Consider the following 13631-nt stretch of genomic DNA (forward strand, 5'->3'; position numbering starts at 1 on the left):
ACATAAGAATAATCATTATGTGGCTTTGGTTTGGCCTTGGCTGGATATTCGGCATTTCTAGAATGGGACGTGCAGACCCAGATCTTCATATTTCGGCATTATTTACGGTGATCTGTTGGCTTACTGTACTGGCAGTTTCTGCTTTACTGGTTAAGTTGCCATTTTTTCTAAAATTTTGGATAGGTATGGCGGGGCTTTGCCTTGGCGCCGTATTAGGGATGGCTTATGCCAATCAGCAGCTGGAACAGCGGCTAAAACATACGGTTTATGAAACAGGCTCTGCTGAACTGATTGTATATATTTCTAAAATGGGCCAGCTGAATGAAAATTCCATTCAGCAGCGCATGGATGTACTGAGTGCTGACCGCCAGCGGCGGCAATATTTGGCTTATTTGCCAGTAAAAGGCAAGCAGCGCTTTGAAGCGCTTGAACTTGGCAAGTATTACCGTATAGAGGGCAGTTACAGGCCAGCGCATAGTTATGCAGTGCAAGGTGCATTTGATCAGGAAAAGTGGCTGCTGCAGCAAAATATACAATCTGGCTTTAAAGTGAAAAATGCGGTCAGTTTAAGCGCTGAGCAGATTTATGCCATGGGCTACACAGATATATTCAAGCGGCATGCCGCATTTGACCAGCAGTTTTTACTGTGGATTGAGCAGCAGAGGCTGAATTTCCGCGAGTTTATTTTACATCAGCCCCTGCGCCATAAGGGGCTATTGCTGGCCTTGCTGACGGGAGATAAAAGTCTGTTGGATGATACGGTTACTGAGCAGTTTCAGCGCTATGGCATGAGTCATTTATTAGCGATTTCTGGCCCGCATGTGGTGATATTTGCAGTCTTATTTTGTTTTAGTCTAAAAATGGCCGTAAATCGTTTTTGTCCTCGGCTGTACTTGCGTATTCCTCGTCATTATTTGCTGTTATTTCCTTTCCTTGGGTGTGTTTTTTTATATTGCGCCTTTGTTGGATTTGAAATTCCTGCAATGCGTACGCTGCTGATGTGTGTCATTGCAAGCTTAATGATACTGCTGCGCTTAAAGCTGCAAGTATTTAAACTGCTGCTTATCAGTGCTTCTTTACTTTTACTGATCGATCCTTTCAGTATTTTATCTGCAGCATTTTGGCTGTCTTATGGCGCATGTTTTATTTTGCTGCGAATTTATCAAACCATGGCTGAACATCAGCAGCGAATGAATGCTGAAGCAGAAGCGTTGACACGTTTTAAATTGACTGTACGGATATTGATAGAGTCACAATGGAAAATATTCATTGCCCTAATCCCTTTAACGCTGCTGTTTTTTCAGCAGTTTGCATGGATTGCGCCTTTTAGCAATATTTTGGCTATACCTTGGCTGGGACTGGTCATTGTGCCTTTAGATGTCGTGGCCGCACTCAGCTATTATCTGTCTGCTGATTTATCATCGATGCTCTTTTTGCTGAATGACTGGTGTCTGGCTGTTATGTTAGGCCTGATGAATCTCTGTGATCAGCTTCTAAACCCTCAGCTGCAGCCGCTGGCTTTAAACGGCTGGATGATTTTCTTAATTGGATTCTGTTTAGCTATTTTATTTTTACCAAATGGACTTTTGCCTAAATCGTTAGCAGGTCTGGGATTTATAGTGCTGCTGGTCAAATCTTGGCTGCCGTATCCATTTGAACTGCAAATCTTGGATGTTGGACAAGGGCAGGCGGTATTTATTCGTGATGGAACGAAGACCATGATGGTGGATATGGGCGGTAATTATGATGAGCAGAAATTCAGTGTAGGCAAACAGATCGTATTGCCTTTTTTGCATTCAAATGCTGTATCCCAATTAGACCGTCTGGTGCTGACGCATTTAGATCAAGACCATAGCGGCGGTTATTTTTCTATACAGCAGCAGCTGCCAGTCAAAATATTAAATGCAAGTGAGTCTGTACAGCCGCCGATACCTGCTCAGTTTGAGTATTGCCTGCAAGGGCAGCGCTGGCAATTGGGGCAAGCAAGTATTGACGTTTTATCGCCTAAAAATGTTCAGGCAGTCAGAGCGGGTGCAAACCGTAATGAAAACTCATGTGTTCTCTACGTGACATTGGCCAAGGCTGCGCCGTATCAGAGTTTTTTGCTAATGGGGGATGCGGGCTGGAAGACGGAATATCAGCTGCTTCAAGATTATCCAGATTTACATGCTGATGTGCTGGTACTGGGACATCATGGCAGCCGTCATAGTTCATCTTATGAATTTTTGCAGGCTATACAGCCAAAATTGGCCATAGCGTCTGCTGGGAAATTCAACAGATATGGGCATCCCAGTCTTTTGACAAAGACTCGCCTTAAAGCATTGCAAATACCCATGCTGAATACTGCAGAACAAGGCAGTATTCGATTTTTGATGCAGCAAGGCCATGTTGAAATAAAAAATTATCGGACGCAGCGCCGCTGGCTGCAGCGGCAATGATGCTGAAATATAAAGTTGTTTTTGGCTTTATGTGGCTGATTCAGACTGTTGAGCTGTTTTGCGTACAGTTTGAATCATGTGTATGGCTTCATCCACAGGTCTGTTGTAGATATCCTCCAATGCAGGATTGGCTTTGAATCGTTTATAGCTCCAGTGATAATGTTCTGGATATTTGTGGATTAGATCTTCTAGTTTTTCAAAAATAACTCTCGAGCCATCATTGGCTGTCCCTTCGTAAATACGCGCATTGACAGGTTCGATATACATATCAAAGCCATTATTTTCATTACGCATGGCATAAACAAATAAGGCTGCAGATTTGGTTTTTTGAATTAATTTTGCACTCAGGTTGCTGGTTGCAAGCGGAATACCAAAATATTCAATCATTTCGCCGCCAGTATTGGGGGTGTGATCTGGCAAAATAACAGTAGTACCGCCTTGCTTAAGCGCCTTAAAAATTTGACGTACACCAGATTCATCGGTAGGAACGAGATTCGCTTGTTCACGGCTGCGGGCTTGACGCACAAACTCATCAGCTGCGGGGTCTTTTACAGGCTTATACATAATGGTCATTTGCGTATATTTGGCAAACCAGCAATTCATGATTTCCCAAGTGCCGAAATGCGGCACAATCAGCACGAGACCTTTTTGAGCAGCCATAGCATCGTGAAAATATTGCTCGCCATATACCTGATGAATGCGGGATAAATTTTTCTCATTATTTGAACCCCAAATGCAGAAAAACTCAAAATAAGCCATCAGTTCATTGCGTACAGCTTGAGCCATAATGCGTTTACGTTCTTGATCGCTAAGCTCAGGCAAAGCAATTTGCATATTCAGACTGAAAGTGCTGGCAGTTTTAGAGATTTTAAATAAATTGACCAGAGCGGCTAGGCCGCGCGCAATAAAACGAGAGAGCTGAATCGGCTGACGGCTGATGAATTTCAATAAATTGGCTGCTGCATTCTGCTGGCTTTGTTGAGTCATTGTTTTTGGTCAGTACAAAGTTGAAAAAAAAGATCAATTAATTATAGGTGAAAAAATGTCAATTAGACAGTTTCACCCTTTTACATGTATATAATGTACGACATTATAACTCTTTATTGGATTTTTTATGTCCGATTGGCCGCCAAAACCTGAAAATGAAATTCAGAAATCATCATATACAAATAATACCCAGCAGCCGACAGGCAATGAGTGGAAAATTTTAGAAAAAGCAGTTTTAGCCTCTGTTGAAGAACAGCGCCGCGCACGCCGCTGGGGTATTTTCTTTAAATTTTTAACTTTTGCTTATGTGCTGTTTGTACTGGTTGCATTGGGAAAAAGCTGCAGTACTTCGACTTCGACTGCGGATGTTTCAGCATCGGGCAGTCATCTTGCGGTTGTTGATATTATCGGTACGATTGCAGCCGATAAACAGAGTGTAAACAGCAATGATACAATCCGTTCGCTGAAAAAAGCATATGAAAATAAGCAAAGCAAAGCAGTCGTGCTGAACATTAACTCGCCGGGCGGTTCACCTGTGCAGTCGGATGAGATTTGGCAAGAAATTCAGTATCTGAAACAGCAGCATAAAGATAAGAAGCTATATGCTGTGATTGGCGATACAGGTGCTTCAGGCGCATATTATATTGCTTCAGCAGCTGATGAAATTATTGTCAATCCATCAAGCTTAGTGGGTTCAATCGGTGTAATTATGCCGAACTATGGTGTAAATGGCTTGATGCAAAAATTGGGCGTTGAAGACCGCACGATGACTTCAGGTGAAAATAAGGCTTTGCTTTCAATGACACAGCCTGTTGATCCAGCGCAAAAAGCGCATGTGCAAGGTGTCTTGGATAATGTCCATGACCACTTCATTAATGCTGTAAAACAAGGCCGCGGTAAAAAACTGAAATCGAATGATCCAGCAATATTCTCAGGTTTGTTCTGGACAGGCGAGCAAGCGGTTAAATTAGGTATTGCTGACCGTACAGGCAGTATTCAGAGTTTGAAACGTGAGCTTCAAACCGATAAAACTGTGAATTACACCATTGAATATAGCCCATTTGATTCGGTCTTAGGCCGTATGGGAAGTTCAATTGGACAGGGTTTTGCCGCGGCATTCAGCCAGCAAGTTCAATCTGAACATCATGCTAAATTGCAATGAAGCCGTTGATTCACTTTGCGCACGCCAATGGCGTGCCATCAAAAGTTTATTTGAAATTTTTTGAGGCATTAAAGGATGATTTTGACATCATTTATGTGCCTCTGCTTGGCTCAGACAGGCGTTATCCCATTGATAATCATTGGAACAGTTTAACTCAGCAGCTTATCGACAGTATTGTGCAGCAGGCGCAGGGGCGGCCAGTGATTGGCTTAGGGCATTCTTTAGGTGCATTGCTGACCTTTAAAGCTGCTCAACAGCGTCCTGAATTGTTTTCTCAAGTCATTATGATGGACCCGCCTTTTGTGACGGGAAATGCTTCTTTGATGCTGCATATTGTGAAAACGCTCAGGCTGAAAATGCTGGATAAGCTTTCACCTGCAGGTTTATCCAAGCACCGCCGTGATCATTGGGAGTCGCGGGAGCAAGCCGCGGCATCATTGAGATCAAAAAGCTTTTATAAAGATTTTGATCCAGAATGCTTTCAGCATTATATCGACTATGCGCTGACTGAAGACCCTGTCCGCGGCGGCGTAGAGCTGACCATTTCAAAGTATGATGAAGTTGCGCTGTTTAATACCAATCCGTCTTGGTATTGGCTGCCGCAGCCAAAAACTAAAGTGCCGGCGCTGCTGATCGTGCCGAAGGGCAGTCCATTTTTACAATACAAATTTCCGTAGCAAGTCGGCAAAAAATTTAATGTGCCTATGCATATGGCTGAAGGCGGGCATATGTTTCCATTGGAGCATCCGCTGGAAGTGGCTGCGCTCATTAAGCGGTTGGCGCTAAGCACCGCAGTTCAATAAAACAGACAAATAAAAAACGCAGCCTAGGCTGCGTTTTTTATTTCAATAGGGTTCAGAACTTGCAGAACTGAATAGCTTCAAGCATAGGCTTGCCGCGGTACAGAACGCCACGCTGAGTATGCTGAATCGTGCCGTTACAGATCCATTCAGCAACCTGAGGATAAATGAGATGTTCTAATACATGCACACGGTTTGCTAAGCTGTCAGCTGTGTCGTGCAAATTCACTTTCAGAACGGCTTGTGCAAGCGCTTGACCTGCATCCAGTTCAGCAGTGACATAATGCACTGTACAGCCATGCATTACATCACCGGTATTTAATACGCGCTGATGAGTATGCATGCCTTTATAATTTGGCAGTAAAGAAGGGTGAATGTTAATCATTTTTCCCTCCCATGCCTGTACAAACTTAGCGCTTAAAATACGCATAAAGCCTGCAAGAATGACCAAATCAACACCCCAGTCCAGCAGCTGCTGATGCATGACATCATCAAAAGCTTCACGGTTTGGATATTGTTTGTGCTCAATCACTGCAGTGGCAATGCCCGATTTTTGAGCCCGTTCTAAAGCATAAGCTTCAGGCTTGTTCGAAATCACTCCAACAATAGCCCCTGATAGATTGGCATCAATCAGGGCTTGAAGGTTGCTTCCGCTGCCTGAAACAAGAACAGCAATTTTGATCATGAGCAGCTTAAGCGAAAATCACACGGATTTTTTCGTCAGCGCCTTCAACAGATTCAGCATTGTCTGCAATTTGGCCCATAACCCATGCTTTTTCACCAAGTTCAGTTAAAAGAGCAACAGTTTTTTCAGCTTCAGCTGCATCGACAACAATTACCATGCCTACGCCGCAGTTAAATGTGCGGTACATTTCAAATTGTTCAACGCCGCCTTCTTTTTGAAGAAGCTTGAATAACTCAGGCCATTCCCAAGAAGATTCGTTCACAATTGCTTGAGCGCCATTTGGCAGTACGCGAGGCAGGTTGCCCGGTAAGCCGCCGCCAGTGATGTGAGCCATAGCGTGTACATCAACTTGCTTCAGCAATTCAAGAATTGGTTTGACATAAATGCGCGTCGGTTCCATTGCTGTGTCAGCAAGAGGACGGCCATCTACGATTTGAGTCAAGTCAACGTTTTTCACGTCTAAAATTTTACGAAGCAATGAGTAGCCATTTGAGTGTGCACCCGAAGACGCTACACCAATTAAAACATCACCTGCTTTAACTTTAGTGCCGTCAATGATTTTGCTTTGCTCAACGACACCTACGCAGAAGCCTGCAAGGTCGTAATCATCACCTTCATACATGCCTGGCATTTCAGCAGTTTCACCGCCAACCAATGCACAGCCGGCAAGTTCACAGCCAGCGCCAATGCCAGTCACTACATTTGCAGCAACATCGACATTTAAGTGGCCTGTTGCATAGTAGTCAAGGAAGAATAATGGTTCTGCGCCGCATACAAGAAGATCGTTTACACACATTGCAACCAAGTCTTGGCCGATTGTGTCATGGCGATTTAAATTCAATGCTAAACGTAATTTTGTACCAACACCGTCTGTGCCAGATACGAGAACAGGTTCTTCATAACCTTTAGGAATTTTACAAAGGGCGCCAAAGCCGCCAAGTCCGCCCATTACTTCAGGACGTGCAGTACGCTTAGCGACTGATTTGATTCGATCGACTAACGCGTCGCCCGCTTCAATGTCGACACCTGCATCTTTATAGCTTAAACCAGTGTTTGGGGTAGAGGTTGAGTTGCTCATAATGAAGTCTCCGCATTCGCGGGAGCGATTATACCTGAATATACGAAACTCTTATGTTATTTATGCGCTAAAATGCTATCTTTATTAAAATATTTCTCTTTTATAATGATTACACTGACATAAAGGTGAGCTTCTATGGGTGACCGCACCTTGCGCCGCATTTTTATCCTCGCGGGTATTGCACTAATTCTTTGGATATTATTCTTATTAAAACCTGTAGTGCTCCCATTTATGGGCGCTTTTTTAATCGCATATTTATTCAGCCCGCTGGTGAACCGTTTACATCGCATGGGCTTGCCGCGCTGGATGTCAATCAGTGCTGTATTCGTCGGTATTGGTGTAGTCATGACGCTGGCTGCATGGTATTTGGTACCCTTAATCTGGGAACAGTTAATGTATGCCAAAAACAATATTCCTGCGAATATTCATTGGATTAACTATACCTTCTTGCCGTGGCTGTCAGATACCTTCAATTTAGTTCCAATGGAAATAGACACAGAACAAATGTCTGCGGCCATTATGGAATATATACAAACGAATTACAGTGCGGACAGTATTCAAGCGATGCTGCTGAAAGTTGCGCAGTCAGGGCTGAACTTTATACAGATCGGCGGCACAATTGTTCTGATTCCTGTTATTGCCTTTTACTTCCTGCTGGATTGGAACCGCATGCTGGACCGTATGCGCCGTCTTATTCCGCGTAAGCATGAAAAAAGCACCATGATTATTGTAAGCGAATGCCACAGTGTGCTTGGCGCTTTTGTGAAGGGGCAGTTTTTAGTGATGTTTTTGCTGGGGGTGGTCTATGCAGTAGGCCTGCAGCTCATTGGTTTAGAGGTTGGCCTGATTATCGGTATGATTGCAGGGCTTGCAAGCATTATTCCTTATTTAGGTTTTGCAGTTGGTATTATTGCAGCGGTTATTGCAACTCTCTTCCAATTTGGCATGGACTGGATGCAGCTGTTTTTGGTGCTCGTTGTATTCATGATTGGTCAGGCAATAGAAGGTTATATCCTGCAGCCATTCCTGTTAGGAGATAAAATTGGTTTATCGCCTGTAGCGGTGGTATTTGCTGTCCTTGCAGGAGCTCAGCTTGCGGGATTCTTGGGAATGCTGATTGCTTTGCCAGTCGCTGCTGTTATTGTCGTGTTATTGCGCCATGCGCGTGAATGCTATGAGAAGAGCGCCATATATACCGATACACCCGCAGTGCATTTGGCAGGGGCTGGCTCAATCAACATAGAAACAGAGCAGGCAAATATTGATATTGAATTAAAAGAAGACACACCAAAAGCACTGCAAGAGACTGAAAATTCGAGTAAGATCGAATCATCAGAGCATAAAGACAGATAAGGCCTGCATAAAAAGATGCGTCAATTGCAATTAGATATAGAACCTCAACTCGATGCCCGAATCAGTGATTTTTCAGGGCCGGGCTGGGGGCATGTAATTGATGCTGTTCGCCAGCTGCATGCAGGACTGATGAACCGTTTTTATGTCTATGGCGGCGCAGGTTCGGGCAAAAGTCATTTGCTGTCAGCAATCTGCGACTCCTATCTGGAAATTGGCAAATCAGCCATTCAAGTTTCTTTGCTGGAGTTGCTTGATGCGCCTACAGAAGCAATTACGTCCTTAGATCAATATGACTTAGTCGCATTAGATGATATTGAAGCCATTAGCGGCGTACCGCATTGGCAGCGGGCAGTCTTTCATCTCATTAATTATAATAATGAAGGCGGCGGTCAGCTGGTGTTTTCCTCCCGTTTTGCGCCTATAGAACTGAAACTTGAGCTGCCGGATTTGCAGTCGAGACTGACTCAGGCGGTGAGTGTTAAAGTACCTAACGGCAGTTTATTTGCAGACCGTCAGGCATTGGTCAGTTCTGTATTAGGCCGCAGAGGAATACATATTGATGAACAGGTTATTGATTATTTACTGCTTCAAGGCCCGCATCAAACCTCTGTGCTGCTGCAGACATTGGAGCAGCTTATTCAGCTTCTGAAAGGCGAAAAAACCAAAATCAGTAATGCCAATTTGCGTCAAATTTATGCGCTGATAGACGAGTATCGATAACAGATAAAAAATCTTGAGTAATTACTCTAGCTGTGACAAAGTACACAAAAATAGTTCGAAGCTGCAAGGAATGTGCAGCCGGAAAATAAAAAGATATAAAAAATTAAGGAGAATACAATGCTCAAACGGAGCATCGTCGCGGGATTACTGTGTTTCGCAGGGCACGCTTACAGTGCTGAAATCTTAGTTACTACGACTGAAGATAAAGATGCAGATGACAAGGAGTGTTCACTGCGTGAAGCTATTCAATATATTAATTCGGGTATGCCGGAGGCTGGATATCATGGCTGTGGCGGAAAAGACGCAAGCGCCATTATTCTGCTTAAAAACAAGGCCGTATATAAGCTGAATAGCCGCCTTGATATTAAAGCAGCCATGACGATTAGAACGATCTATGAATCAACGGAGGTTGATTCAACGACACCAGGTCTAAATAATGCATTGCTGCAAATGGCTGCTAAAGACCAAATTTTGCACATAGATAATAATGACAAAGCCTTAATCGCGGTAAATCTGCAAGAGGTCTCCTTGCAAGGCTGCGGTGAGTCTGTTTGCGCCGCGCAAGGCGGTCTGATTTATAATAATGAAACACTGAAATTGCAAAGTATGTCATTGAAGGATGGTCAAGCTGATTTTGGCGGCGCCATTTATAATGTCGGGTTTTCAAGTGAAGGTGTAAGCTCCGCCAGTACGGTGCAAATTTATAACAGTCTGTTCGAAAATAATAAAGCCGGACAGGGTGCAGCAATATATACGCAAGCGCCTAGTTTAAATATCACCTCATCCGTATTTAAAGGCAATACAGGACCAATCGCGATTTATACACAAAATGCGCTGGCGGATGCAGACAAGCTGGTTTTTCCGTATAAAACTCATGCCATTGTAAGCAGTACTTTCTTTAAGAACAGCGGATTTGCAGCAAATCTGAAAGATGGTATGGGTTTCAATAACCTAAGCATCATCAAAAATGGCGGCGGCGTAGTGCTGGATGTATTAACTGGGCAGGGCTTTGTTGCCAATAGTATTATTTTAGGCAATGGGCAGCAAAACTGCAGTACTGCCGCTGCAGGAGACAAAAGTGTTTTATTTAATAATGCTTTAACTGCAGAATGCAGCAATGCGGCAGCGGCGAATAACAATACCGTTTGGACTGATTCACATTTTATTGCCGGGCCGGATGAAGGGCTGTGTAAAAATTTGGTTGAAGATCAAAACTCATTGCTATGTCCATATGCGGTTCCTAAAAACTCATTTTTGGGGTATTTACGTCCGCGTTCTTTATTAAGCTATACAGATATTTTTGCTGGGCCGATTTTAAATAAGGGTCAATCTGAAGCAAATGGCAATACAAATTTTGTGGCATGTGAAGGTGCTGATCAGCGCGGAAAATTGCGGGATGCAGATAATTTGTGGTGTGACCGTGGCGCAATTGAAATTGTTGTTCCAGATACCATTCCGCTTAATGGTCAAGATATTAAGCAGGGTCAAATTGCTCAGTTTAATATTCTTGAATCCTTGGGTGACAGTGACTTAATTCCAAAAGAACAATGCAATAACATTGTGGGTGCTCACCCTAAAGGAGAAGCATGGCAAGATGGCTGTTTGCTAATTAAACAAACTGAGACAGATTCTAAGGGTAAAACAGTACTGAACTTGAATGGTGATTTGGAATATACCCCAAATGGCGCATGGCATGGAGCAGATATATTTGAAATTCAGGTTGTTACGTCGTCTAAAAGATTTAATACAGTGAATAAATATATATCAGTTAAAGTACGTATTCATCAAAAGCCAGACAACACAGTTGAAAGTAAGACGGTAAAAACTTCAGGCGGTGCTTTGGGCTTTTTGAGCGTTGCAGGACTGTTGGGTTTAATTGGATTGCGCCGTTTGAAAAAGTAAGTAGGGAATATCTATGAAAAATTATAAAAAAGGATTGCTCGGTGTAATGGTGCTGACTGCAATGTCTTTAATGGCCGCTGAAGAAAGGACTATTGTGGTAAACACTTTTGCTGATGAAAATGGTGAAAACAGCAATAATTGTTCTTTGCGCGAAGCACTAGTTGCAGCAAAAAAGAATGCAGCTTATGGCGGCTGCAGCCAAGGCAACACGAATATTACGCAACAAGATATTATTCAGTTAGATGCGGGCACTTATGTGCTCAAACATGGTGAGCTGCAGCCAGATTCATTTGTGCAGATTCGTGGTAAGAGCCGGGATAACTATGATAAAAAGCACGTATTATCAGGCTACTACCCAGCTTATGAAGATATTAAAACAACCATTGATGCAGGCAGTCAGTCGCGATTATTTAATACGTCTGCCACATTTGCAGCTTTAACTTTAACAGATCTAGCTTTAAAAAATGGTCAAGCGGATTACGGCGGGGCTATCTTGGCGGGCGGTGATTTAACGCTGAACCGCGCCGCTATTTTAAATTCTGCCGCAACTGAAGCGGGAGGAGCAATTTTTAATGCAACTCAGAGCGGTGAAAAATCATTAACGATAGCAGGCTCTTTATTGCAAGCCAACCAGTCTAAAAAAGGCAGTGTGCTCGCGATGGACTGTATTGCCAATTTCAGCAGCAGTAAGCCAAATATTTCTATTACACAAAGCAGTATGATCAAAAATGGCAATAGCAGCTCTGTGAGTGTCTTAGATTTTTGCGGTACAGCATCGGCTAAAATTTCAACCAGTACCCTTGCGCAGAATATTGCAAGCAGTGCGAATGGCGCTTTAATAAAAATGGTTTCCGAAGGCAATCAGCTGGTGGGAGCGAGTTCATCTTTGTTATTAATGAACAATACCATTGTCGAAAATGATGTATATACAGCTTTAAATTATGACAATAATGGCGCGAAATATCTGGCATATAATGTCTTGGCATATAATGGCCGCAATATTGCTAATGCAAAATCATGCCGTTATAAAAATAATGAAACACCGCCAGACAGCATCATCATCGATGCATATGTCAACGCCTTAGAGTTGGGTACAGAAAAATGTGATTTACCTAAGGCTGCTTTAGATCAGGCCGTAGACATCAAAAAAAATCTAGATGTCAGCTCAATTGCGATGAGCAATATTTTAAGCAATTTAATGCCATCTTCTGAATATAATGTGTTTTTACCGCTGTACTATCCTAAGCCATATGCAAAGGGCAATGATTTAATTAATTTCAGTGAATTAGGTTGCGGTAAGTCCGATGGTTCCGAGTTTATTCTTGATCAGCGGGGTTTAGAGCGTGTGGTGGATGGAACATTAATACTGAATCCTGATCAGCGTAATTTATGTGAAATTGGCTCTGTTGAAATGATGAATTTGACTGCAGCTGATGTCGATGAGTTGAAAAATATTTCGCTCATTAATTTAGTGGATGGCTATCAAGCAAAATTAGATCAGCTGAAAAAGGATGTCGTTAACCCAGATTTAAGTAAATTTAAGATTGCTAACCAAGCAGATGTGGATCAGCTGGAACTTTATCTGACCAGTTTGAAAAAGAATTTGAAATACCGCGGTATTTACTTTGACCCATTTAAGCTTGCATTAGAAGCCGAAAAGGCTGCAGACAGTGCTGGAAATAGAACATTAAAAATTTTAAATACAGATAATTATAATGTCAGTGTTAAAACATTAGGCTTAGGCACAGATATTACAGTCAATTCAGGTGTGCCAACAGTTGTAAACCTGGATCCTGACTCTGATTTGGTTTGTCAGTGGAATGCTGATTTAAAAGAAATCATTATTTATCGTACAGGCGCAAATACGACTGTATCTGGTGTTCAAGGGTATTGTGCTTATACTTTGACTGAAAAAGCGGATCCTGCTAATCCATCAGCTGTGCTGGCTTCATCCTCTGGTATTTTAAAAACTGAAATTCAGAATTTGCCGCCTGTTGCTGTGGCAGACATCTATGAGATTAACTCCAGCAATAATCTCAGCGTACGTGTGAATCCGCTGGAAAATGATCATGACCGCGGGGATGGTCCAGATGAATTAGTACCTGCTGGAAAACATATTTGGCACCAAAATGCAGAAGGTAAAAATATTCCAATTAAATTTGGAACAATGCCGGCAGGTATTACTTGGAAAGCCGAGTTAAGCGGCCCATGCCCAAATGCTTTTGCGCGTGAAACTTGTTATGGCGGTACGATTGAGTTCACAGTTAAAAATAACCTAAGTCAATTCGACTACAAAATTCCATATATTGTCTTTGACTCTGATGAACAGCAATCAAATGAGACAATCATTACGCTTAAAAATACGGCTAAAAATACCAATACGTCATCAAGCGGCGGCGGCTCAATAGGTGTATTTGGCCTCATTGGCCTGTTTGGTTTGGCAATGATGCGCCGTATGCGTAAAAGCTAAGAGCGAAATGATCAAGAGCCCAGACGAATATTGGGC

At 42.8% G+C, this 13631-nt stretch carries 9 protein-coding genes and 1 pseudogene; 7 read left to right on the forward strand and 3 right to left on the reverse strand.

The genetic code is table 11. From position 1 onward, the window contains the following. The first annotated feature begins 17 nt into the window (after positions 1–17). Positions 18–2438 carry a DNA internalization-related competence protein ComEC/Rec2 gene (locus D7V32_RS05410; RefSeq protein ID WP_120401890.1) on the forward strand — a complete coding sequence of 807 codons (2421 nt, stop codon included), beginning with the start codon at positions 18–20 and terminating at the stop codon, positions 2436–2438. A 27-nt stretch (positions 2439–2465) separates the two neighbouring features. Here the strand turns inward: D7V32_RS05410 and D7V32_RS05415 are convergent, their stop codons facing one another. Next, entirely contained in the window at positions 2466–3425 is a 960-nt protein-coding gene (locus D7V32_RS05415; RefSeq protein ID WP_120401891.1) for a lysophospholipid acyltransferase family protein, read from the reverse strand. Positions 3426–3552: 127 nt separating this feature from the next. Here D7V32_RS05415 and sppA point away from each other — a divergent pair, with 127 nt between their 5' ends. Together sppA and D7V32_RS05425 are read left to right on the forward strand one after the other, a co-directional pair. After that, entirely contained in the window at positions 3553–4587 is a 1035-nt protein-coding gene (sppA, locus tag D7V32_RS05420; RefSeq protein ID WP_120401892.1) for a signal peptide peptidase SppA, read from the forward strand. Beyond that, a pseudogene (locus D7V32_RS05425) lies at positions 4584–5390 on the forward strand (alpha/beta fold hydrolase). The gene sppA and the pseudogene D7V32_RS05425 overlap by 4 nt, the downstream one beginning before the upstream one ends. A 52-nt stretch (positions 5391–5442) precedes the next feature. Here D7V32_RS05425 and purN read toward each other — a convergent pair. Together purN and purM are read right to left on the reverse strand one after the other, a co-directional pair. Further along, the gene (gene purN / locus D7V32_RS05430; protein WP_120401893.1) at positions 5443–6072 is read right to left on the reverse strand and encodes a phosphoribosylglycinamide formyltransferase; all 630 of its coding nucleotides are present in this window, start codon (positions 6070–6072) and stop codon (positions 5443–5445) included. A gap of 7 nt (positions 6073–6079) precedes the next feature. After that, on the reverse strand, positions 6080–7150 hold the full coding sequence (gene purM / locus D7V32_RS05435; protein ID WP_120401894.1) for a phosphoribosylformylglycinamidine cyclo-ligase: 1071 nt from the start codon (positions 7148–7150) through the stop codon (positions 6080–6082). Positions 7151–7285: 135 nt separating this feature from the next. Here purM and cxpE point away from each other — a divergent pair, with 135 nt between their 5' ends. The 4 genes from cxpE (at position 7286) to D7V32_RS05455 (ending at position 13595) form a co-directional block, all read left to right on the forward strand. Next, positions 7286–8503 (forward strand): chloramphenicol efflux transporter CxpE, encoded by a 1218-nt coding sequence (cxpE, locus tag D7V32_RS05440; RefSeq protein ID WP_120401895.1) that lies wholly within the window; start codon positions 7286–7288, stop codon positions 8501–8503. 15 nt (positions 8504–8518) lie between these two features. Continuing rightward, positions 8519–9223, forward strand: coding sequence for a DnaA regulatory inactivator Hda (gene hda / locus D7V32_RS05445; RefSeq protein WP_120401896.1), 705 nt, complete (start codon positions 8519–8521; stop codon positions 9221–9223). A 117-nt stretch (positions 9224–9340) separates the two neighbouring features. Continuing rightward, on the forward strand, positions 9341–11125 hold the full coding sequence (rbtA, locus tag D7V32_RS05450; protein ID WP_120401897.1) for a rhombotarget A: 1785 nt from the start codon (positions 9341–9343) through the stop codon (positions 11123–11125). A 13-nt stretch (positions 11126–11138) separates the two neighbouring features. Beyond that, a complete protein-coding gene (locus D7V32_RS05455) occupies positions 11139–13595 on the forward strand; it encodes a CSLREA domain-containing protein (RefSeq protein ID WP_120401898.1) in 2457 nt (818 codons plus the stop codon). Positions 13596–13631 lie beyond the last annotated feature (36 nt).

It is taken from the genome of Acinetobacter tianfuensis, from assembly GCF_003611465.1.
GTDB classification, from domain to species: domain Bacteria; phylum Pseudomonadota; class Gammaproteobacteria; order Pseudomonadales; family Moraxellaceae; genus Acinetobacter; species Acinetobacter tianfuensis.